17 protein-coding genes are annotated in these 20,905 nt (G+C 72.8%); 5 read left to right on the plus strand and 12 right to left on the minus strand.

The window, feature by feature from the left end; translation table 11 throughout:
• Positions 1-51: 51 nt before the first annotated feature.
• Positions 52-1,185, minus strand: coding sequence for an HNH endonuclease signature motif containing protein (locus tag EJF31_RS20675; protein ID WP_260430994.1), 1,134 nt, complete (start codon positions 1,183-1,185; stop codon positions 52-54).
• A gap of 360 nt (positions 1,186-1,545) precedes the next feature.
• The gene (locus EJF31_RS20680; RefSeq protein ID WP_125039076.1) at positions 1,546-2,694 is read right to left on the minus strand and encodes an acyl-CoA dehydrogenase family protein; all 1,149 of its coding nucleotides are present in this window, start codon (positions 2,692-2,694) and stop codon (positions 1,546-1,548) included.
• A 110-nt stretch (positions 2,695-2,804) separates the two neighbouring features.
• Here EJF31_RS20680 and EJF31_RS20685 point away from each other — a divergent pair, with 110 nt between their 5' ends.
• Positions 2,805-3,197: a hypothetical protein gene (locus tag EJF31_RS20685; protein ID WP_125039077.1), complete on the plus strand. Its 393-nt coding sequence runs from the start codon at positions 2,805-2,807 to the stop codon at positions 3,195-3,197.
• On the opposite strand, the gene EJF31_RS20690 is transcribed toward EJF31_RS20685, so the two are convergent.
• The 3 genes from EJF31_RS20690 to EJF31_RS20700 are packed head-to-tail and all read right to left on the minus strand — an operon-like array spanning position 3,190 to position 10,648.
• The gene (locus EJF31_RS20690; protein WP_125039078.1) at positions 3,190-4,218 is read right to left on the minus strand and encodes an LLM class F420-dependent oxidoreductase; all 1,029 of its coding nucleotides are present in this window, start codon (positions 4,216-4,218) and stop codon (positions 3,190-3,192) included. The genes EJF31_RS20685 and EJF31_RS20690 overlap by 8 nt on opposite strands.
• 42 nt (positions 4,219-4,260) lie before the next feature.
• Positions 4,261-6,351: an acyltransferase family protein gene (locus tag EJF31_RS20695; RefSeq protein WP_125039079.1), complete on the minus strand. Its 2,091-nt coding sequence runs from the start codon at positions 6,349-6,351 to the stop codon at positions 4,261-4,263.
• Positions 6,352-6,370: 19 nt separating this feature from the next.
• Entirely contained in the window at positions 6,371-10,648 is a 4,278-nt protein-coding gene (locus EJF31_RS20700) for a BTAD domain-containing putative transcriptional regulator (RefSeq protein ID WP_125039080.1), read from the minus strand.
• Between the two features lie 162 nt (positions 10,649-10,810).
• Between EJF31_RS20700 and EJF31_RS20705 the strand changes: the two genes are divergently transcribed.
• Positions 10,811-11,185 carry a hypothetical protein gene (locus EJF31_RS20705; RefSeq protein WP_125039081.1) on the plus strand — a complete coding sequence of 125 codons (375 nt, stop codon included), beginning with the start codon at positions 10,811-10,813 and terminating at the stop codon, positions 11,183-11,185.
• 19 nt (positions 11,186-11,204) lie between these two features.
• Here the strand turns inward: EJF31_RS20705 and EJF31_RS20710 are convergent, their stop codons facing one another.
• The 4 genes from EJF31_RS20710 to EJF31_RS20725 form a co-directional block, all read right to left on the minus strand.
• The gene (locus EJF31_RS20710; RefSeq protein ID WP_260430995.1) at positions 11,205-12,980 is read right to left on the minus strand and encodes an ABC transporter ATP-binding protein; all 1,776 of its coding nucleotides are present in this window, start codon (positions 12,978-12,980) and stop codon (positions 11,205-11,207) included.
• Positions 12,977-14,701, minus strand: coding sequence for an ABC transporter ATP-binding protein (locus tag EJF31_RS20715; protein ID WP_185736369.1), 1,725 nt, complete (start codon positions 14,699-14,701; stop codon positions 12,977-12,979). The genes EJF31_RS20710 and EJF31_RS20715 overlap by 4 nt, the downstream gene beginning before the upstream one ends.
• A 67-nt stretch (positions 14,702-14,768) precedes the next feature.
• Positions 14,769-15,242 carry a DUF6328 family protein gene (locus EJF31_RS20720; protein ID WP_125039082.1) on the minus strand — a complete coding sequence of 158 codons (474 nt, stop codon included), beginning with the start codon at positions 15,240-15,242 and terminating at the stop codon, positions 14,769-14,771.
• Between the two features lie 36 nt (positions 15,243-15,278).
• On the minus strand, positions 15,279-15,821 hold the full coding sequence (locus tag EJF31_RS20725; RefSeq protein WP_125039083.1) for a YbaK/EbsC family protein: 543 nt from the start codon (positions 15,819-15,821) through the stop codon (positions 15,279-15,281).
• 92 nt (positions 15,822-15,913) lie between these two features.
• On the opposite strand from EJF31_RS20725, the gene EJF31_RS20730 reads away from it, so the two are divergent.
• A complete protein-coding gene (locus tag EJF31_RS20730; protein ID WP_125039084.1) occupies positions 15,914-16,918 on the plus strand; it encodes a glycerophosphodiester phosphodiesterase in 1,005 nt (334 codons plus the stop codon).
• Positions 16,919-16,924: 6 nt separating this feature from the next.
• Here the strand turns inward: EJF31_RS20730 and EJF31_RS20735 are convergent, their stop codons facing one another.
• The 3 genes from EJF31_RS20735 to EJF31_RS20745 are packed head-to-tail and all read right to left on the minus strand — an operon-like array spanning position 16,925 to position 18,740.
• Entirely contained in the window at positions 16,925-17,140 is a 216-nt protein-coding gene (locus tag EJF31_RS20735) for a PspC domain-containing protein (RefSeq protein WP_125039085.1), read from the minus strand.
• The gene (locus EJF31_RS20740; protein WP_125039086.1) at positions 17,137-17,469 is read right to left on the minus strand and encodes a hypothetical protein; all 333 of its coding nucleotides are present in this window, start codon (positions 17,467-17,469) and stop codon (positions 17,137-17,139) included. The genes EJF31_RS20735 and EJF31_RS20740 overlap by 4 nt, the downstream gene beginning before the upstream one ends.
• Complete coding sequence (locus EJF31_RS20745) at positions 17,469-18,740, minus strand: PspC domain-containing protein (RefSeq protein WP_185736370.1); 1,272 nt, start codon at positions 18,738-18,740, stop codon at positions 17,469-17,471. Before EJF31_RS20745 ends, EJF31_RS20740 begins: the two co-directional genes overlap by 1 nt.
• A gap of 155 nt (positions 18,741-18,895) precedes the next feature.
• On the opposite strand from EJF31_RS20745, the gene EJF31_RS20750 reads away from it, so the two are divergent.
• Together EJF31_RS20750 and EJF31_RS20755 are read left to right on the plus strand one after the other, a co-directional pair.
• The gene (locus EJF31_RS20750; RefSeq protein WP_125039088.1) at positions 18,896-20,206 is read left to right on the plus strand and encodes a PspC domain-containing protein; all 1,311 of its coding nucleotides are present in this window, start codon (positions 18,896-18,898) and stop codon (positions 20,204-20,206) included.
• A complete protein-coding gene (locus tag EJF31_RS20755) occupies positions 20,199-20,867 on the plus strand; it encodes a response regulator transcription factor (RefSeq protein ID WP_125039089.1) in 669 nt (222 codons plus the stop codon). The genes EJF31_RS20750 and EJF31_RS20755 overlap by 8 nt, the downstream gene beginning before the upstream one ends.
• Positions 20,868-20,905: the final 38 nt, after the last annotated feature.

Genomic DNA, 20,905 nt, shown 5'->3' on the forward strand with positions numbered 1-20,905 from the left:
CTGGTGCGCCCACCCGGACACCGTTGGTGCCGCGCACCGCCAGGCGCCGGCCTATGTCCGCCTGGTGAACGCGACCTTCCCGCCGGTCTGTTTGGTCATCGTGAACTTCGGGTCATGCGCCCGGGCGTGGTGGTGAGGGCAGAGCAGCATGCCGTCGGTGTTGGTCTCGCCGTCCTGGCTCCAGGGGATCGGGTGGTGTCCGTGACACAGGCCGGGTGGCCAGTCGCATCCTTCGGCGTTGCAGCCGCCCTGCTCGATGGCCATCGCGATGCGCTGGGACTCGGTGTGGAAGCGGCGCTTGCGTCCCAGGTCGAGGACCTGGGACTTGCCGCCCAGCACGGCGGGGATGATCCCCGCCTCGCAGGCCAGGCGACGGGCCTGGCCGGCGGTGATCCGCTCACCGGTGTCCAGCGACGCCGCCTTCAGGCCGCCCATCAGGGTCGAGATGTCCATCGTCACCACGACGGTCGCGGAGACGCCGCCGGCCTTGGGGAGCTTCTTGATGGGGTAGCGCTCGATCAGCTCGACAAAGGCTTGTCCCATCCGCTCCGCACTGGGTCGCCGCTCACCCAGCCCGCCGTCGACCGCGGCCCGGTGCTTCGGCGCCGCGAACGCGAGCAACGCCTTCTTCAACATCGCGGCCTGCGCGGACGGCAGCGTGAACCGGCCGTGGACCTTGCCGTGCCCGTCGTCGGTCATGGTCAGCTTGGTCGATCGCGCGGCGTCGCGCTCCTCGTCCTCGAGCTGCTTGGCCTCGTGCGCTTCGGCCGCTTCGGGGTCGAGGAACTCCAGGATCCGCCGGCCCAGCTTCTTCAACGCCTGCGCGTCGTGCTCGGCGGCGAACTTGATCAACATCGCCTCCGCCTCGTCGCGGTGCTCGGCCGGGAGGACCTCGACGGCGTCCACGATGACCCGGGCCTGCTCCACGAGGACGTGACCGGCCGCGACCGCCGTACGCAGCACGGGCCTTGCGGCCAGCGCGAGGGCGAGCCGCATCTTCCCGTGCGCCGCAGTCCTGGTCTGGTGCGTGGCGTGCGCCCAGAAGTTCGCCGTCGAAGTCGCCCCGACGGAGTCACCAACGCCGACGGTCTGGGCGTGCTCGGCGACCCGCATCTCGATCTCCTGGGCCCGCGCGACCATCCGGGTGGCCTCCGCCAGCGTGATCGCGGCTTCCTCCGGCGACATCGACCACAACGACACATCCGAGAGCTCAGAAAGCTGCGACTGCATGGCCTCGACAGCACGCGACACCTGGTGTCGAGGAGGCTGCTGGACCGTCGCTGTCATGGGTCAATTCCAGCAGGGACCACCGACAAAACCGCAGGCCAGAGCCCCTATTTCGACCGAAGAAAGGTAAAGAATGAAAGGAATCTTGAAACCCTGATCACGACGGTCGAGCGAAGGAACCGAAAGCCGGGAAGCAGGGCCCGGAGGCACCCCGTGCGAACCCTGCGGCGACCACCCAAATTCTAGAAATACGCGCCGAAGGCGCGAGGCCCCGCACCCAACGTCGGCGAACAACGCCGCACCTCAACCAGCGAAAGGTCAGATGCCGAGGGACCGGCCGATGATCTCCTTCTGGATCTCGGTGGTGCCGCCGTAGATGGTCTGGATGCGGCTGTCGACGTACGCCTTGGCGATGGGATACTCCATCATGTAGCCGTAGCCGCCGTGGAGCTGGACGCCCTGGTCGACGATCTTCTTCTGCAGCTCGGTGGTCCACCACTTCGCCATCGAGGCGAGCGAGGTGTCGACCTCGCCGGCGTTGAGCTTGAGCACGCAGTCGTTGACGAAGACGCGGGCGATGTGGACCTCGGTGGCCATCTCGGCCAGCAGGAAGCGGTTGTGCTGGAACTTGCCGATCGGCCTGCCGAACGCCTCGCGCTCCTTGGCGTAGTCCAGGCACAGCTGGAGGACGTGCTCGCACGCGGCGACGGCGATCGCGGCGATCGAGATCCGCTCCTGCGGCAGGTTGACCATCAGGCTGATGAAGCCCGAGCCCTCCTCACCGAGCAGGTTGGTCTTGGGCACCTCGACGTTGTCGAAGAAGAGCTCGGAGGTGTCCTGGGCCTTGAGGCCCATCTTGTCGAGGTTGCGGCCGCGCTCGAAGCCGGCCATCCCGCGCTCGACGACGAGCAGGCTGATGCCCTGGTGGCCGGCGTCGGGGTTGGTGCGGCACACCACGATGACCAGGTCGCTCATGATGCCGTTGGAGATGAAGGTCTTGGAGCCGTTGAGGACGTAGTGGTCGCCCTTGTCGACCGCGGTCGTCCGGATGCCCTGGAGGTCGGACCCGGCGCCCGGCTCGGTCATCGCGATCGCCGAGATCAGCTCGCCGCTGACCAGGCCGGGGAGCCAGCGCTGCTTCTGCTCCTCGGTGCCGAGGCTGCTGATGTAGGGGACGATGATGTCGGTGTGGACGGCGAAGCCGAGCCCGCTCGCCCCCACCCGCGAGATCTCCTCGCTGACGACCATGTTGTACCGGAAGTCCTTGGCGCCCATGCCGCCGTAGGCCTCGTCGACGTCGAAGCACAGCAGGCCCGCCTCGCCCGCCTTGGTCCAGACCTCGCGGCTGACCTGGCCGTCCGCCTCCCACTGGTCGTGGAAGGGCACGACCTCCTTGTCGAGGAAGGCGCGGACGGTACGCCGGAAGTCCTCGTGCTCCTGCTCGAAGATCGACGTCGGCTTGCTCATGGGTCCTCCGGAGGATGCAGGGGTGGGCGGAACCACTGTGACAGTTCCACTGTCAGCATTCAAGGAGGTGTTCGGCCGCGCCGCCCTGCCGGGTCTACCGTGAAGGGGACATGGACAGGCGTCGTCCCTCGCGCACCAGCCGGGCCGTCGCGGCAGCCACGGCCCTGCTCGCGGCGTCGTGCGCCTCGGACAGCCCGAAGAGCTCGTGCCCCTCCCCGCCGCCGCCGACCGGCCCCTGCGCCGACCTCCTGTTCGGAGGGCGGCTCTACGACGAGTGGCGCCCGATCGACCGGCCGAGGATCCTCGCGGAGGTCGGCAACTCGACGTACCCGGCCTGCAACGTCACGACCTGCGGCGGTGACCCCTTCGAGGGGTTCGGCGCGACCGACGTGTGGAAGCTCGACGGGGTCGACCCCACGCGCGCTGTGATCGGGTTGCGCGAGGGGACGCACACCTATGTCATCTTCGTGCGGCGCGGCGTCGACCCCGCGACGATCAGCTGATCCACTCCTTGACCTGCGCCATCGTGGCGGCGGGGTCGTCGGAGGCGGGGATGACGGAGAGCTCGGTGCAGCCGGCCTCCTGGAAGGCCGCGATCCGCTCCTTGACGTACGACGCGGGGCCGACCAGGTTGCCCGCCTCCAGCCACTCGAGCGGGACCTTGGCCTCGGCGTCGCGCTTGTTGCCGCCGAGGTAGAGGTCCTGGATCTCCTGGGCCTCCTTCTCGTAGCCGTACTGGCAGGCCAGCTCGTTGTAGAAGTTCTTGCCGCGGGCGCCCATGCCGCCGACGTAGAGCGCGTACATCGGGCGCATGAAGTCGAGCATCCCCTTCACGTCCTCGCCGATCGCGACCATGCCGCCGGCGCTGATCTGCAGCGGCCCGAGCTCGGGGGCGCGCTTGGCGACGCCGGCCGCGATGGCCTCGCCCCAGACGTCCTTGGCCTTGTCGGGGTGGAAGAGGAACGGCAGCCAGCCGTCGGCGCACTCGGCGGTCATCTCGACGTTCTTGCTGCCCAGGGCGGCGACCCAGAGCGGCACGTCGGCGCGCTCGGGCTTGTTGAGCAGCTTGAGGGGCTTGCCGAGGCCGAGGCCCTGGTCGGCGGGCAGCGGGATCTTGTAGATGCCGTCGCTGGTCAGCGCCTCGCGGCGCAGGCCGCGGCGGAGCAGGTCGAGGATCTCGCGGGTGCGGCCGAGCGGCTTGTCGTAGGGGAGTCCGTGGAAGCCCTCGATGACCTGGGGGCCCGAGGCGCCGAGGCCGATGACGGCGCGGCCGCCGGAGACGTTGTCGAGTCCGGCCGCGGTCTGCAGCAGGGCGCCCGGGGTGCGGGAGTAGATGTTCAGGATGCCGGCGGCGATCTCGACCGTCTCGGTCTTGGCGGCCAGGTAGCCCATCAGCGTGGGGGAGTCGAAGCCGTAGGGCTCGGCGACCCAGATCCGGTCGAGGCCGGCCTTCTCGAGTCCGGCCAGCTGGTCGGCGGTCTCGCGCGGGTTGCCGGCGTAGGTCAGGGGCATCGAGAGCTTCATGGCGGTCACTCTGACACCGGCGCTGTCACAGTGGCAATGGGTTCAGCGGCTCCAGAGACCGAGGTCACGGCCGAGCGGCTCGGCCAGCGTGGCGGCGTACTCGGTGGTGAGGTGGTCGACGTCGCGGTAGGTGATCGTCGAGCCGACCACGATCGGGCAGGAGCCGTCCCAGCACAGCCAGCGGGTCGGGTCGGTGACCTCGACGCCGTGCGCGCGGGCGCGGCGGACCGGGACGGCGCCGAGGGTCCGTGACCGGTCGAGCGGCCGGAACAGGCAGTCGCCGAGGTCGGGGTCGCCGGTGGTCAGGCAGGTCGCCGGGTCCTCGGGCGACTTGGGCACGTCGCGGATCAGGGCGACGTGGGGGGCCAGGTCGGTGAGCCGGTCGAAGAGGTCGTCGTAGCCGGCGGTCAGGACGTGGCTCACGGCGCCCTCCTCCAGCAGGTGGTTGCCGTCGACCCAGACGCCGTTGACCGGAGGGGAGGAGGCGACGACGACGAGGTCGGGGTCCAGGTTCGCGACCTGCTGCAGCACCCAGTCGTGGAACTCGTCGCAGTCGGCCCACGGCTTCCCCTCCTCGAGGTCGCCGACGGTCACACGGGCCGCCGTGCACTGCGGCTTGACGAGGTAGTAGGCCTTCCACCCGTCGTGCCGGGCGATCTCCTCGAAGGCGGGGATCCAGGCGCGGGCGTGCGAGTCGCCGGTGACGACGAGGGTGCGCTCGCCGTCGGGGTTCCCGCGAGGGCACAGGTCCCGGATGTCGGGGAAGGAGGTGTAGTCGCAGTCGCCGACGTCGGCCACGGAGTCGCGCAGGCTGAGGACGTCGGGGGTCAGGTCGCTGGGCACGGGCCGGTGGTCGCGGGCGGCCAGGACGCTGGCCCGGACCAGCGCGACGGTCCGGTCGGCGCCCGGCGGGGCGCCGTACTCCCCGACGGTGACGGCCGGGTCGTGCCCGAGCTCGCCGCCGCGCCACTCGGTCCACCACCACGAGCCGGCGCAGGCGACCGCGACCAGCGCGACGCAGGCGGGGTAGAGGGCGACGGCCCGCGGCACCGTCAGCACGCGGGCGGGGCGACCGGTGCGGAACGGCGTCTCCACGAACGTGTACGTCGCTCCCGCGAGCGCGAACGTGGCCAGCAGCGCCGACCCGGTCTCGAGGCCGGTCAGGGAGCGGCCGAGGTGGCGCTCGGCGAGGACCAGCACCGGCCAGTGCCACAGGTAGAGCGAGTAGGACCAGTCCCCGACGGTCCGGAGCGGCTGGAGCCCCAGCCAGCGGTTGGGGGTCGGCTCGTGCCGTCCGGCGCCGGCGAGGAGCACCAGGGCGGTCCCGACGACGGGGAGGGCGGCCGCAGGTCCGGGGAACGGCGTGTCCGTGGTGAAGGTCAGGCAGGCGACCGCGATCGCCGCCAGCCCGGCGCCGGTCAGCAGGCCCAGCGCACGGCGGCTGAGCGCGCGGACGAGCCGGGGCGCGACGAGGGCGGTCAGGGCGCCCAGGCCGAGCTCCCAGGCGCGGGTCAGCGTGGAGAAGTAGGCCGCCACCGGGTTGCTGCCGGTCTGCACGACCGACCACGTGAATGACGCGACGGTGGCGACGGCCAGCACGACGGCGAGGTCGCGGCGGGGCAACGCGGTGCGGCGTCGTTGGCCCCGCGCAGCGAGCACGACCGCGGCGAGCAGCAGCGGCCAGACGAGGTAGAACTGCTCCTCCACCGACAGCGACCAGTAGTGCTGGAGCGGTGAGGGGCCCTGGTCCTGCGCGAAGTAGTCGACCCCGTCGGCGGCGAAGTGCAGGTTGGCGGCGAAGGCCGTGGCCCAGCCCGCGTCGGTCACCACCTGGCGGGCGTCGACCAGGCTCAGGTAGACCAGCGAGGCGGCCAGGGTCGCGACGGTCACCAGGGTCGCCGCCGGCAGGATCCGGCGGGCGCGGCGGGCCCAGAAGCCGGCCAGGCTGAGTCGGCCGGTGCGCTCGACCTCCGCGAAGAGCAGGTGCGAGATCAGGTAGCCCGAGACGACGAAGAAGACGTCGACGCCGACGTAGCCGCCGGTGAGGCCCGGAATGCCGGTATGGGCAGCGATGACGGTCAGGACCGCGACCGCGCGCAGGCCCTGGATGTCTCCGCGCACCCGGTTCGCCACGCGCAGACGGTACCCGGCGTCAGCGGGAGGGGCAGGTCGAGCGGTAGGGCTCGTCCCCGAAGTACTGCTGCCACTCCTCGGTGGTGAGGTCGCGGCCCACCGCGCGGCACGCGAAGGCGATCGCGTGCTCGGGGCTGGGGTCCCAGAGGTAGACGGCCGGGTCGCCGCTCCACGGCGCGACCAGCAGCGAGTGGCCGTCGGGGCGGAATCCGGCCGAGACGAGGAAGTTGTTCGGCGCGGTGATCTCGCTGACGGGGGTTCCCGTGGCGCTGTCCCAGAGGACGACCGACCCGTTGCCCCCGGCGGTCACGAGCTGCGAACCGTCGGGCGAGAACGTGCCCCAGAAGACCCCCGACTCGTGGACGCGCAGGGGAGGACGGACCGGCTGGTGGGTGTGGAGGTCGATCACCTCCACCTCGCCGTCGAAGCCGGTGGCCGCGGCGTACCGACCGTCGGGGGAGTACGCCGCCCAGATGCCGTTCCCCATCGCGAGCGGTCCACCGGCGATCTTCGTGCCGCGCTCCAGGTCGACCAAGGCCCACTCGGTCGAGGGGTCGTTCCACAACGGGTCGGGACTCGGCCCGCCGACCAGGACGAAGGCCGTGCGACCGTCCGGGCCGGCCGCGACGCAGCACACGTGGCTGTGCAGGTCGACAGGGCGCCCCATCGTCGCCAGGGTGTCGGTGCTCAGCATCGAGATGCGGCCGTTCAGCTCGGCGATGACCAGGCGCGTCCCGTCGGCGGAGTGGTCGACCTCGACGACGCGGCGCCCGGCCGGCTGGTAGGTGTGCAGGAGTCGACCGGTGCGCCCGTCGAAGACCTCGACCAGGCCACCGTCGACGTTCACGTAGAGGCCGTGCAGCCAGCTGCCTCCGCCGAAGAAGAAGCCGCGGCGCGCCGCCGTGGCCCGGTGGGCCCGGTGGCGGTCGACGTCGAGCAGCACGTACGTCCGAGGCGAGGCGGGTCCGTTGCAGAGCTGGAACGCCACGAAGTCGCCGAAGGCCGAGGGGGTCGCGAAGCAGGCGCCCCAGCGGTTCCTCGCGGTCCACGGCAGTCCCCGCACGGGGATGCGCCGCAGGAACCGGCGGTCGCCGTCGACGTCCCAGCTGCGCAGCGCGTGGTCGTGCCCACCGCTCACCACGGTGGCGCCGTCGGGGCTCAGGGTGACGGCGGGCCCGGCGCCGAAGCCGACCGGTAGCCGCGCGACCTGCGCGCCGGACCGCGTCTCCCACACGGAGGTGTCCCGGTCGGGCCAGGTCGTCGTGAGCAGGCGCTCGCCGGTCCGGTCGAAGTCGACGACGTCGACCTCGGCGGTCGTCGTGATCCGACGACGCACCTGGCCGGTCCGGGCATCCACGAGGGCCACCGCGAGTCTCGTGCCCAGGGCGACGGCGAGGAGCCGTCCGTCGGGGCTCACCTCGAGACCCGACCCGTCACCGTCCCCCGGGGCGAAGTCCAGCGACGCGAGCGGGCGCACCGCGCCGGTGCGCAGGTCGTGCACGGCGAGGTCGGGCGAGGTGTAGAGCAGGTGCCCGTCGGGGCTCAGCGCCACCGAGGCCCAGCCCCAGTGGCTCGTGAGGTCGACGAGCGTGGGCGGTCGTTGCGACCTCAGGTGCCAGACGACCGCGGTGACACGAGCGCCGCGGTCCCCGTGGGTGACCCGGACGAGGACGGCCGCGAGGGTGGTGCCGTCCCGGCTGAAGGTGAGGTCGGTGACCCGCCAGGGCCCACCGGGCACTGGGGCGAGCCGGGGGGCGACGGGCCGAAGGCCGCCGACCCGGAGCAGCACGACGGGGTGGGGGCTCAGTGCCGTGCTGGCGACGGCGAGCTCCCGCCCGTCCGGCGCGAACTCGACGCTGCGGCTCTGCTCCACCTCCGTCCGGGCAGCCCCGACCTGCCGGGAGGCGCGCTGGTCCCCGGTCGCCAGGTCGACGAGGCGCACCCGGTGGACCGCGTCGACCGTGGCGACGCTGCGGCCGTCCGGACTGATGTCCAGCGCGAGGGCCTCGGCGCCCGCCAGGGGCGAGGACTGGACGAGCGCGGGTCGCTTGGCCAGGACCTGGCTGAGGCTGCTCAGGGTCTGGGGCGAGGACTGGAGCCGGACGCCCGCGACGCCCAGCAGGAGGCCGAGGTCGATGTCCTCGGTGACCACGGCCTGCGCACCGGCCCGTTGGGCGCGCGCCGTGACGGCCGCCTCCTGTGCCGTGGCCTCCGCGCGTACGGCGGTGGTGGCGTTGCGGCCCGCACGGTCGGACTGGACGACGGCGACGCCACCGGCCGCCAGCGCCAGCACGAGCAGGACGACGGCGCCGGTCAGCACCAGCCGCAGCCGGGCGATGAGTCGCGCCTGCCGTCGCGCGTGGGCGGCCGCGAGGTCGGCCTCGGCCTCGGAGGTGGCCCGGGAGGCCTCCAGGAAGTCCCGTTCGACCTCCGTGAGGGCGATCGACCCTCGTCGCCGCCAGTCGCGTGCCTGCACGAGCCGCACGCCGCGGTAGAGCTCGCTGTCGGGGCGGCCGAGCGTCTCCCAGGCGTCGGCGGCGGCGGAGAGGTGGTGCAGGATCCGCTGCCCCTCGACGTCGTCGTCGAGCCAGGACCGGAGCCGCGGCCAGGCGCGGGCAAGTGCCTCGTGGGTGATCTCGAGGACGCCGTCGCCGCTGGTCACCAGCCTGGCGGCGACCAGCATGTCGATGAGCCGCTCCATGTCGGGGTCGGTCGCCACCTGGCGGGTGGGGACCGGGCTGAGCACCGGCTCGCCCTGGTGCCCGGGGGAGACGAGCCGGAGCACCAGGTCGCGCATCAGGTGCCGGAGCCCCGGCTCGATCTGGCCGTAGAGCCGTTCGGCCGACTGGGCGACGGCTCCGTGGATGCCGCCGGACGCCCGGTACCCCGCCACCGTGAGCGTGTTGCTCTCGCGCCGCTTCCAGGTCTCCAGGAGGGCGTGCGACATCAGGGGGAGGGCCCCGGGGTCGTCCTCGACCTCGCGCACCAGCACGTCGACCAGGCCCGGCTCGATCATGAGCCCCGCCTGGCGGGCCGGAGCCTCGACCGCCTCGCGCAGCCCCGCCTCGCTGAGACCGCCGACGAGGTAGAGGCCCTGCTCCACGAGTCGCGCGAACGACGGGTGCCCGGCCAGGTCGGCGAGCCGGTCGGCCCGCAGCGCGAGGGCGATCGTCCGGTCCGCGGCCTCGTCGACGAGGGCCTGGAGGAAGTCCTGCTGCTCGTGCGGGTCCGCGCAGAGCGAGAAGACCTCCTCGAACTGGTCGATCAGCAGGACCGCCCCGCGGGGCAGTCCGTCGGCGGCCGTCACGGCCCGCATCGGGTGCCGGCCGGGGGTGATCAGGCGCGTGACCCGGCCGTCGCGGTGCAGTGCCGGCGCGACTCCGGCCCGGAGCAGTGACGACTTGCCCGACCCCGAGGGCCCGACCAGGGCGAGCACCGGACTGCGGGCGAGCACGCCCAGACAGGCGGTCACGTCGTCGGCGCGGCCGAAGAACCGGTCCGCGTCGTCCACGTCGTACGGCATCAGGCCCTGGTAGGGGCACTCGCCGTTGCTGACGGTCGGTCCCTCGGTCAGCAGGGCGGCGTCCTGCCGGAGGATGGCCTGCTCCAGTGCCGCGACGTCGGGACCGGGGTCGATGCCCAGCTGCTCGACCAGGACCCGGCGGAGCCGGTGGAGGGTGCGCAGCGCCTCGGCCTGCTGACCCGCCTGGTACTGCGCGAGGGCGAGCAGCGTCCAGCGGCGCTCGCGTAGCGGGGCCGCCCGGACCATCGTCTGGGCCTCGGCCAGGACGTGCTGGTGGCGCCCCGACCGCAGGTGGGCGTCGACCCGGAGCTCCTCGGCCTCGAGGTGCAGCTCCACCAGCCGCCGGACCTCGGCCTCCGCGGGTGCCCAGCCGTCGAGGTCGGCGAACGGATCCCCGTTCCACAGGGCGAGCGCTTCGGTGAGCTGGAACCCTGCCCGGTCGCTCTCGCCCAGGGACAGCAGCTCCCGTGCGCGGACCACGATCCGCTCGAAGCGGCGGGCGTCGACCTGGTCCGGTGGCAGGGCGAGCACGTAGCCGTGGTCGGAGGTGGTGATCGCGGTGGGGCCGAGCACCTTCCGCAGCCGCACGATGCAGCCCTGCAGGACCTTGTGGGCCGAGCTGGGAGGGGTCTCGCCCCACAGCGCGTCGATCAGCAGGTCGGCGCTGACCGGATGGCCCAGGCGCGTCGCCATCGTCTCGAGGACGACCCGGTCGCGGCGGCCGATGCGCTCGGCACCGTCCACGGAGAGCGGGCCGAGAACCGCGATTCCCACGCATCCACCGTCGACCCATCCAGATCACCCGTCAATGACGCCGACGGGCGGCGATACCGCGGCGATACCGCGGCGGAGAGGCCGTGGAACCGGGAGGTGCCAGACCAGTGGGTGAGGCCGGTCAGACCGTCCGGCCCGACAGAACTCCGACAGGGGAAAGTCATGAACCGCTACTCACTCGCCGCCGAGTCCCGCACCTGGTGGTGCCCCTCGGCGGCAGCCGGAGCGCTGGGGGCGACCGCGGTCGCCCTCGTCGCGCTCTCCACGCCGGTGGCCGTGGCCATGCCGGTCGAGACGACCCGCGCCGAGGCCCCGGCCTCGCTGGTGCCGTTCTCCTCCGCCGGCGTGACCGGGGTCGAGCGTCCCTGCTTCATCCTCCAGCCGCACTGGAACACCGGGCTGGACGGCCCGCAGCCGACCTGCCTCACGCAGGTGTCGGACCTCGTGGCCGAGCGCGTCGGCACCGGCTCGCTCTCGGGCGGCTCCCGGGACAAGCCTGATCACGTGATCCGGCTGAACCTCGACTACCTGCCCTAATGTCCGCCGTCGCCCCGGGTCAGGCCTGGTGCTTGCCGTTCCAGCTGTCCCAGAGGGCGGCGTACGACCCGCCCGCCGCGACGAGCTCGTCGTGGGAGCCGAGCTCCGAGATCACGCCGTCCTCGACCACCGCGACCCGGTCGGCGTCGTGCGCCGAGAAGAGCCGGTGGGCGATCGCGATGACGGTGCGGCCGTGCAGCACCGCCGCCAGCGAACGCTCGAGGTGGCGGGCTGCCCGCGGGTCGATCAGCGACGTCGCCTCGTCGAGGACGAGCGTGTGCGGGTCGGCGAGCACCAGTCGGGCCAGGGCGATCTGCTGGGCCTGCGCGGCCGTGACGGGTCGCCCGCCCGAGCCGACGACCTCGTCGAGGCCGTCCGGCATCGCGTCGACCCAGTCGAGGGCGTCCACGGCCGCGAGGGCCTCGCGGATGTCGTCGTCGGTGGCCCCGCCCTCGTTGGTCGAGCTTGTCGAGACCGCCAGCGCCAGGTTCTCCCGCAGCGTCCCGACGAAGACGTGGTGCTCCTGGGTGACCAGCGCGACGTGCCCGCGCAGGTCGTCCAGGGGCAGCTCGACCAGGCCGACCCCGCCGACGGTCACCTGGCCGGTCCGCGGGGGATGGATGCCGGCGAGCAGCCGGCCGAGGGTCGACTTGCCCGCGCCCGACGGGCCGACCATGGCGATGCGCTCGCCGACGCCGACCGACAGGTCCACGCCGTGCAGGACGTCGCGCCCGTCGACGTACGAGAACCGGACGTCGGAGGCGTCGAGCTGCTCGCCGTCGGGGGTCGACCCCGAGACCTCGCGGTCGTCGGGCACCTGCGCGACGCCGAGCAGGCGCGCCAGCGACGCCGCACCCATCTGGAGCTCGTCGAGGATCGAGACGATCCGGTCGACCGGGTCGATCAGCATCTGCACGTAGAGCGTCGCCGCCGTGACGTCGCCCAGCGACGCGTGGCCGTGCATGTGCAGCCAGCCACCGAAGAGCAGCGTGGCGACCGTGGGGATCAGGTAGGCGATCTCCATGTTGGGGAAGAAGACCGTGCGCAGGAACAGCGTGTAGCGCTCCGCCGCGTAGGACTCCCGGATGTCGTCGTCGATGGCGCGGACCCGCTCGTCGCCCAGGCCCAGCGCCTCGACCGTGCGGGCACCCTCGACGGTCTCGGTGAGGGTGGCGTTGATGGCGGAGTACGACGCGCTCTCCCGGAGGTAGCCGTCCTTGGCGCGGGCGAGGTACCAGCGCAGCCCGATCACGAGCGGCGGGACGCCGAGCAGGCACGGCAGGGCGACCCACCAGCCGACGCTGATCGCGGCCACGAAGGTGACGATCGCGGTGATCACGGCGATCACCCACTCGGGCAGCGCCATCCGCACCGACCAGCCGAGCTGGTCGACGTCGCGGCTGGTGCGGGTGAGCAGGTCGCCCGAACCGGCGGACTCCACGACCCCGACGGGCAGGGCCAGGGTGTTGCCGACGAAGTCCTCGCGCAGCTCGGCGAGGACCTGCTCGCCCAGCACGGTGCTGACGTAGCGGGCGTAGCGGGTGAGCACGGTCTGGGCGACGAGGAAGCCGGCCAGCCACAGCATGATCCGGTCGACGTGGCCGGTGGTCGTGCCGTTCTGGACCTCCTGGACCAGGTCGCCGAGCAGCCGCGGGGCGGCCAGCCCGGTCAGGGCGGCCGCGATGTGCAGGACGACCGCTCCCCAGAGCATCCGCGGGTGCTGGCGGGCCAGCCGGGCGGCGTACCGCCGGACCGCGCGGGTGTCCGCGACCGGGAGCTTCGTGCCGATGCTCATCGGACCGCCTCCATCTCGTCGGCGGACTCGCGGGTGACGACCATCCGGTAGTCGGGGTCGGTCGCGAGCAGGTCGCCGTGGGTGCCGGCGGCGACGATCCGCCCGTCGCGCAGGAAGGCGACCTCGTCGACGGCGTCCAGCATCAGCGGGCTCGACGTCGTCACGACGGTCGTGCGGCCGGCGCGGTGCGCGCGGAGCCGGAAGGCGATCCGGGCCTCGGTGTGCGCGTCGACCGCGGACGTCGGCTCGACCAGCACGAGGACCTCGGGGTCCGCCGTGAGGGCGCGCGCGAGCACGAGCCGCTGCCGCTGGCCGCCCGAGAACGTCCGGCCGCGTTCGGCGACCAGGGTGTCGAGGCCGTCGGGCAGGGCCACGAGGATGTCGTCGGCCGAGGCGGTGTCGAGCGCCTGGGCGACCGTGCCGGTGCCCGTGGTGTCCAGTCGGTCGCCAAGGCGCCCGGAGAAGAGGATGGCGCCGGTGTCGGAGACGACGATGCGGTCGCGGACCTCGGCCCGTCGCAGCGAGGTGAGCGGCACCCCGCCGAGCGTGACCTCGTCGTCGACGACGGCGGCGCACAGGCCGAGACGATCGGCCAGCGCGGCGGACTCGTCGGGCTGCTCGCTGACCACCGCGGTCAGGCGGCCGGCGCGGACGTGCAGGCCGGTGCGCGCGTCGAGCAGGTCGGAGCCCGGCGGCGGCGACGCGGCCGGGACCTCCGGGTCGACCACGTCGGGGGTCAGGGCCAGGACCCGGCAGACGCGGCGCGCCGCGACCCGGGCCCGGATGATCTTGTTGGCGTACTCGGTCGCGGTGCGCAGCGGGATCATCAGGAACGCCGAGTAGCCGTAGAACGCGACCAGCTCACCGGGGGTGATCCGGCCCTCGACGGCGTAGCGGGCGCCGAGCCAGACGACCAGCACGACGAACACGCCGGGCAGGAAGACCTGCAGCGCGTCGAGCACCGACTGGAGCTTGGCGACCTCGACGCCGGCGCGTCGTACGGTCTGGGACTCGCGGCGGTAGCGGTCGTGGAAGACCTGCTCGCCGCCGATCCCGCGGAGCACCCGCAGGCCGCCGACGATGTCGCTGGCGGTGTTGGACAGCTCGCCCATCAGGTGGCGCTGGGTGGCGGAGCGCTCCTGGAGCGGCGAGAGCAGGGGCCCGACGAGCAGCATCAGGAGGGGTACGCCGACCAGGACCACCAGGCCGAGCGTGACCGAGGTGCTCAGCAGGATCACCGACACGAGCAGGAACGACACGACGGCGCCGGCGAACCGCGCGGACACGTCCATGACCTGGCCCAGGTGGGACAGGTCGCTGGTGCCGATCGCGACGACCTCGCCGGTGGAGACCTTGCGGGGGAGCGTGCCGCCGAGGTGGACGGTCTGGCGACCGACGAGCTGCACGGTCCGGTAGGCCGCCGTGAGCCAGTTGGTCACCGCGAACCGGTGCCGGATGATGCCGCTGACCGCCTGGACCAGGCCGATCGCGAACATGACCGTCGCCCACTTCAGCAGCTCGGAGCCGTCCCGGGCAGCGACGCCGCGGTCGATCGCGCGGCCGATGACGGCCGGCAGCACTGCCTGCGAGCTCATCCAGACGATGCCGAAGAACATGCCGAGCGCGAGGGTGTGCCACTGGCCCTTCGCCATCCACAGCAGGAACCGTCCCGGCGAGCGGTGGTCGGCGGTGCCGGGATGGTCGAGAGGCAGGTGTCGCACCCCCGAACGGTACGGATCCGGGGGTGGTCGGGGCGAACCGTTTATCGCCGACGGGTCGGCGGTGGGATCAGAACGTCTCGTCCGACAACCGGGCGGGCAGCAGCACGAGGACCGTCACCAGGTAGGCCAGGAGGGCGCCGGCCACCGCCACCGCGACCCACCGGTCCACCACGACGTCGAAGATCAGCAGCGCCATGCCGGCGATCAGGGTCGAGACGCCGAGCAGCACGACGTGGACGAGCCGGTGCGCGGTGACGACGACGCGCTCCTTGACGTGCTCGCCGGAGAGTCGCCGGTGCACGGCCACCGGACCCATGACGGTGGCGGTGGTGAGGGCGGCGACCGCGACCAGGAAGAGGTAGAGGGTGCGCTGGAAGTCGTCGAGCGTGGCGAACTTCTGCTGGAACGGCAGCGTGAGCAGGAAGCCGGCCGTCAGCTGCGCGCCGGTCTGCATCACCCGGAGCTCCTGCAGGAGGTCCTCCCACTTGCGGTCCAGGCGCTCCTTGTCGGTCTCCTCGGCGTCATGCTGGTCGTCACTCATGGCGACAGTCTGGACCCGATCCGGGGCGAGCGTGGGTCACACGCCGAGGTCGGTGACCACCTCGGCGCCGGGGATCTCGGCGAGCAGCCGCCCGGGCAGGAGCAGCTTGCAGCTGCGGACCCCCGCACCGACGATGGCCACGTCGATGTCGACGCAGCGCGCGTCGACCAGCAGCCGCCAGTCGTTGGGCAGGCCGACCGGCGTGATGCCGCCGTACTCCATACCGGACTCCTCGACGGCCCGGTCGGTGGAGAGGAACGACGCCTTGCGCACGTCGAGGGTCCGCTTGACGAGGCTGTTGACGTCGGCCCGGGTGTCGGCGCGTACGACGCAGGCCGCGACCCGCTCCTCGCCACCGCGGCGGCCGGCGACGACCACGCAGTTGGCGCTGTTGAGCATCGACAGGCCGTAGGCCTCGGTCATCGCGGCCGTGTCGGCGAGGTCGGGGTCGATCTCGACCACCGCCACCTCCGCGGCGCCGGGCCAGGAGCGGAGCGCGGCCGCGACCGGCGCACCGACGAGGTCGAGGTGCTCGAGGACGGGCAGGGACGTCAGGGTGCCGAGGCTCGGGATCGTCACGCGCCCATCCTGACGGGCTCGTCCCCCGATGGTCACCCGGGGTTCACGCGCACCCCGTCGCACGGTCACGATGCCCCCGGACGCTGGAGGTCATGACGACCCGCCGTCTCCCCGAGCAGCTGCCCCTGGTGATCGGCCACCGAGGCGCCTGCGGCTACCGGCCCGAGCACACCCTCGCTTCCTACCGGCTCGCGATCGCGCTCGGCTGCGACTACGTCGAGCCGGACCTCGTCTCCACCCGCGACGGGGTGCTCGTCGCGCGTCACGAGAACAACATCGCCGCCACCACCGATGTGGCCGACCACCCGGAGTTCGCGGACCGCTGGGCGACGCGCAGCGTCGACGGGGTCGTGGTGTCCGGCTGGTTCACCGAGGACTTCACGCTCGCCGAGCTCAAGACCCTGCGCGCCACCGAGCGGCTGCCCGAGCTGCGCCCCCGCAACACCCGGTACGACGGCCTGTTCGAGGTCCCGACCTTCGACGAGATCCTGGAGCTGGTCGCCGCCGAGTCACGCCGCACGGGCCGCCGGATCGGCGTCTACCCGGAGACCAAGCACCCGTCGTACTTCGCGGGCCTGGGGCTGGCGCTCGAGGAGCCGATGCTCGCGGCGCTGCGCCGCCACGGCCTGGACCACCCGGGCTCGCGGGTCTTCCTGCAGTCGTTCGAGGAGGGCAACCTGCGGGCGCTGGCCCGGCGCACCGAGCTGCCGCTGATCCAGCTGGTCGACGCGCCCGACGCGGGGATGCTCACCCGCGCGGGCCTGGCCACGATCGCGACGTACGCCGCCGGCGTGGGCGTCCACAAGGACCTCGTGCTGCCGCGTGACCCGGCGACGGGGGCGACGGGGGAGGCGTCGACGCTGGTGGGCAACGCGCACGCCGCAGGGCTGGTCGTCCACGTGTGGACGCTCCGCGACGAGAACCACTTCCTCGGCACCAACTTCCGGGTGCCGGGCTCCGCGGGAGTCCGCGGCAACGCCCTCGGCGAGGCCCGGGCGTTCCTCGAGGCGGGTGTCGACGGCGTCTTCACCGACGCCAGCGACACCGTGGCGGAAGCGCGCCGCCTCTGGGCCGAGGCGGCACGCGTCCTGGTCTGACCGGGCTCACTCCTCGGGCAGCAGCAGCCACATGACGGCGTAGGCCACGACGAGCGAGCCCATGCCGAAGATCGCGCCGAGCACGGTCAGCACCCGCACGAGCGTGACGTCGATGCCGAGGTAGTCCGCGACGCCGGAGCAGACGCCGCCGATCATCCGGTTGTCCGAGCGGCGTACGAGCCGCCGCGTGGGGATCGGGGACGGCTGGGGCTGGGTGGTCATCGGGTCTCCTCGTGGGTGATGGGGGTGGTCTCGGTGGTCGGGTCGGCGGCGTCGTTCGTGCCCACCCAGCCCGTGCTGCGCGTGGACCAGCGGTCACGGCTGGTCATGGTCGTGGCGATGAGTCCGGCGAAGCCGGCGACCACCCACGGGACCGGCAGGAGCCAGCGGATGTCGTCGCCCTGGACGACGTCGCCCTGGACCAGCGCCCAGACCCCGATGAGTCCGACGAAGGCCAGGCCCATGACGAGGTGGCCGATGCTGACGGGGTGCCAGCCGGAGATGCGCTCGGGCTGCCCGAGCTGGTCGGTGTCCATGGTCTGCTCCTTCATCACTGGTGCACCTCGATCGAGCCGACGCTGAGCTCGGCGTCGATGGTCAGAGTGGGTGCCTTCGGGTTGGTGGCCGGGCGGACGCGGGACATCTGGACGTCGATGCCGCCCGACTCCTCGCCGAAGAGCTTGATGTCGCCGGGCCCGTGGACGCGGGCGGTGACGGAGGTGCTCAGGCCCGGAGGCACGATCACCTCGATCCGGCCGAACTTCGCGTCCAGGTGGAGGGTGCGTCCGTCCAGGGCCCCGAGGTCACGCACCTGCCGGAGGTCGAGGACCACCTCGCCGTTGGAGATCTCGTAGCCGTCCGCCAGGGCGACCGACGACGTCGGCGTCGGGTGCAGCTGGGTGCCGTCGAACTCACCGGCCGCGGTGGTGCCGGCCAGGGCGGCCGCACCGATCAGGCCGACCAGGATCAGGCCTCCGGCCCGTCCGAAGAACGCGCCGACCAGCAGCATCACGCCGGTGATCGCGACGGCCAGCGCCGGGTAGGCCGACGGCACGACGTGCAGGCCCGCGACGTCCACGATCCCCAGGGTCCCCTCGGCCAGGGCGATCAGCGCGAGGGTGAACCAGAACAGGATGGGCCCGCGCCGCTTCGGCGGCCACGGCCGCGCCGGGGCGACGGTGGAGGCCGGCGGCACCCAGCGGATGTCGGAGTACTGCGCGCCGCTCGGCGGGACGGCGTACTGCGCGGTGTACGGCGCGGGGCTGGTGGCCTCGTGCGGCGCCGTCTGCGGAGCGGCGTCGGGGGCGGCGTACGGCGCTGCGTACGGCGCTGCGTACGGCGCTGCGTACGGCGGGGGGCCGGCCGCGGGCGGGACCGCCGCGCGGCGGTTCTTCCGGGTGAGGAAGAACAGCACGGCGAGGGCGATGATGACGAGCGGCCACGGGTACCAGACGCCGGACCAGGTGTTGCCCATCAGCGTCAGCGCCGCGATGACGCCACCGATGATGAGCGCGACGGCGCGGCTGCGGTCGTCGAGGCCGAAGGGCCGGCGCGGGCTGCCCTCCTCGGGCAGCAGCAGCCAGCAGGCGCCGTAGAAGATCAGGCCGGCGCCGAAGAACGCCGTCACGACGAACGTCACCCGCACGACCAGGGGGTCGATGTCGAGGTGGCGTGCGATGCCGCCCGCCACGCCGGCGACCTTGCGGTCGTCGACCGTGCGGCGCAGGCGGCTCAGGTCACGGACGTCGTCGCGGTTGACGCGGGGTCCGTGGTCGGCGCCGGGCGCCGGGCCGGAAGGTGCATCGGGCGGTGTCGTTGTCATGGCACCAGCCTCGTCCGCCGCGAGTCCGCGCACCATCGGGGAAATACCTGATCTGTGGACCGTTCGGCCCGTCTCGACCCCGGGAGGCGGTCAGGGTCGTCTCGGGGTCATGCCTCATGGTTGGCGGCCCCGCGCTGTGTGACGATTGCGGCGAGATGACGACCACCGCACCCACCGCGGCCGGCACGAGCCGTGCCACCCGCCGCGCCACGCGCAACGCGCAGGACCCCATGATCGGCGGCGTCGCCGGGGGCCTCGCGCGGCACCTCGCCGTGCCGGTGCTGTGGGTGCGGATCTTCTTCGTCGTCTCCGGCGTGCTGGGCGGCCTCGGCATCGCGCTGTACGCCGGCCTCTGGCTCGTGCTGCCGTCCGACAGTCGCTTCGACACCGGGGCCCCGGGCCTCGAGAGCGCCAGCCGTGCCGGCATGCGGCCGGGCCGGATCCGCCGGCTCGCCGACGCCGGCCCGGCGGTCGCGGTCGCGGCGCTGTGCTTCGGCCTGATCCTGCTGGCCGAGGCGGTGCTGGGCCAGGGGGCGGTCTTCTGGCCGCTCTTCATCGGCGTCGTCGGCGTCGCGCTGCTGTGGCGTCAGGCCGACGAGGCGCAGCGCGAGCGGTGGCTGGACACGACCGGCCGCATCGACCCCGTGCGCGTGGTCCTCGGCTCGGGCGGCTGGGCCGCCTGGGCGCGGCTCGCCGCGGGGGTCGGCATGGTCATCACGGCGCTCTCGCTGTTCGCCTTCCGCGGCGGCTCGCTGGCGATGGCCCGCGACGTCACGGTCGCGGCGGCGCTCGGGGTCGTCGGCATCGGCATCGTCGTGGGTCCGTGGGTCTACCGGCTGGCCTCCGACCTGACGGCCGAGCGCGCCGAGCGCGTGCGCACCCAGGAGCGCGCGGACGTGGCGGCGCACCTGCACGACTCGGTCCTCCAGACGCTCGCCCTGATCCAGAAGAACGCGTACGACGGCACGACCGTCGCCCGTCTCGCCCGCGCCCAGGAGCGCGACCTCCGGTCGTGGCTCTATGCCGGTGAGTCCACCGACGACTCGACCCTGGCCAGCGCCCTCCGGGGCGCAGCGGCCGCGATCGAGGACGCCCACGGCGTCACCGTCGACGTGGTCACGGTCGGCGACTGCGACTTCGACGAGAGCCTGCGGGCCGTGGTCGCGGCCGCCCGCGAGGCGGTCACCAACGCGGCCAAGCACGCCGGCACCGGTCGGGTCGACGTCTACGCCGAGGTGACGCCCACCGCCGTCGACGTGTTCGTGCGCGACCGGGGCCACGGCTTCGACCCCGCGGACACCCCGGCCGACCGCTACGGCGTCCGCCACAGCATCATCGACCGCATGGACCGACACGGCGGCACCGCCGAGGTGCGGTCCACCCCGGGCGAGGGCACCGAGGTGCGCCTGCACCTGCCCCGTCACCCCGGCGCCGAGGCGCCCCGACAGGAGGACTCCGATGACTGACGCACCGACCCCGGTGGGCCCGGTGACGATCGTGATCGTCGACGACCACGGCATGTTCCGCCGCGGCGTCCGGGCCGAGCTCGAGTCGGCCGGGGCATCGGAGATCGACGTACGCGCCGAGGCGGCGGACGTCGACGAGGCCGTCGCCGCGATCGCCGAGCACCACCCCGACGTCGTGCTCCTCGACGTGCACCTGCCCGGCGGTGGCGGCGTCGAGGTGATGCGCAGGCACCCCTGGCCGGACTCCCGCTACCTCGCACTGTCGGTCAGTGACGCGGCCGAGGACGTGATCGGCACGATCCGCGGGGGAGCCCGCGGCTACGTCACCAAGACCATCACCGGCCCCGAGCTCGTCCAGGCGATCCAGCGCGTCGCGACCGGCGACGCCGTGTTCAGCCCCCGCCTCGCGGGCTTCGTGCTCGACGCCTTCGCCGGCACCATCGAGGTCTCCGCCGTCGACGAGGACCTCGACCGCCTCACCGAGCGGGAGCGCGAGGTGATGCGCCTGATCGCGCGGGGCTACGCCTACAAGGAGGTCGCGAAGGAGCTGTTCATCTCCATCAAGACCGTCGAGACCCACATGTCCAACGTGCTGCGCAAGCTCCAGCTGTCCTCGCGCCACGAGCTGACGCGCTGGGCCTCGGACCGGCGCCTCCTCTGACCCTCGCCGCTAGGTGCAGGTGGCCGCGCCTACGGCGC

Source organism: Nocardioides sp. LS1 (assembly GCF_003865225.1).
In the GTDB taxonomy this organism is placed as follows: Bacteria; Actinomycetota; Actinomycetes; order Propionibacteriales; family Nocardioidaceae; genus Nocardioides; species Nocardioides ginsengisegetis.

Excerpts from the sequence above, each read along its gene's own strand:
- EJF31_RS20675 (WP_260430994.1), bottom strand. The coding sequence starts at position 1,185 with ATGTCGCCGGAGGAAGCCGCGATCACGCTGGCGGAGGCCACCCGGATG.
- EJF31_RS20680 (WP_125039076.1), bottom strand. The coding sequence starts at position 2,694 with ATGAGCAAGCCGACGTCGATCTTCGAGCAGGAGCACGAGGACTTCCGG.
- EJF31_RS20685 (WP_125039077.1), top strand. The coding sequence starts at position 2,805 with ATGGACAGGCGTCGTCCCTCGCGCACCAGCCGGGCCGTCGCGGCAGCC.
- EJF31_RS20690 (WP_125039078.1), bottom strand. The coding sequence starts at position 4,218 with ATGAAGCTCTCGATGCCCCTGACCTACGCCGGCAACCCGCGCGAGACC.
- EJF31_RS20705 (WP_125039081.1), top strand. The coding sequence starts at position 10,811 with ATGAACCGCTACTCACTCGCCGCCGAGTCCCGCACCTGGTGGTGCCCC.
- EJF31_RS20710 (WP_260430995.1), bottom strand. The coding sequence starts at position 12,980 with ATGAGCATCGGCACGAAGCTCCCGGTCGCGGACACCCGCGCGGTCCGG.
- EJF31_RS20720 (WP_125039082.1), bottom strand. The coding sequence starts at position 15,242 with ATGAGTGACGACCAGCATGACGCCGAGGAGACCGACAAGGAGCGCCTG.
- EJF31_RS20730 (WP_125039084.1), top strand. The coding sequence starts at position 15,914 with ATGACGACCCGCCGTCTCCCCGAGCAGCTGCCCCTGGTGATCGGCCAC.
- EJF31_RS20735 (WP_125039085.1), bottom strand. The coding sequence starts at position 17,140 with ATGACCACCCAGCCCCAGCCGTCCCCGATCCCCACGCGGCGGCTCGTA.
- EJF31_RS20740 (WP_125039086.1), bottom strand. The coding sequence starts at position 17,469 with ATGAAGGAGCAGACCATGGACACCGACCAGCTCGGGCAGCCCGAGCGC.
- EJF31_RS20745 (WP_185736370.1), bottom strand. The coding sequence starts at position 18,740 with ATGACAACGACACCGCCCGATGCACCTTCCGGCCCGGCGCCCGGCGCC.
- EJF31_RS20750 (WP_125039088.1), top strand. The coding sequence starts at position 18,896 with ATGACGACCACCGCACCCACCGCGGCCGGCACGAGCCGTGCCACCCGC.
- EJF31_RS20755 (WP_125039089.1), top strand. The coding sequence starts at position 20,199 with ATGACTGACGCACCGACCCCGGTGGGCCCGGTGACGATCGTGATCGTC.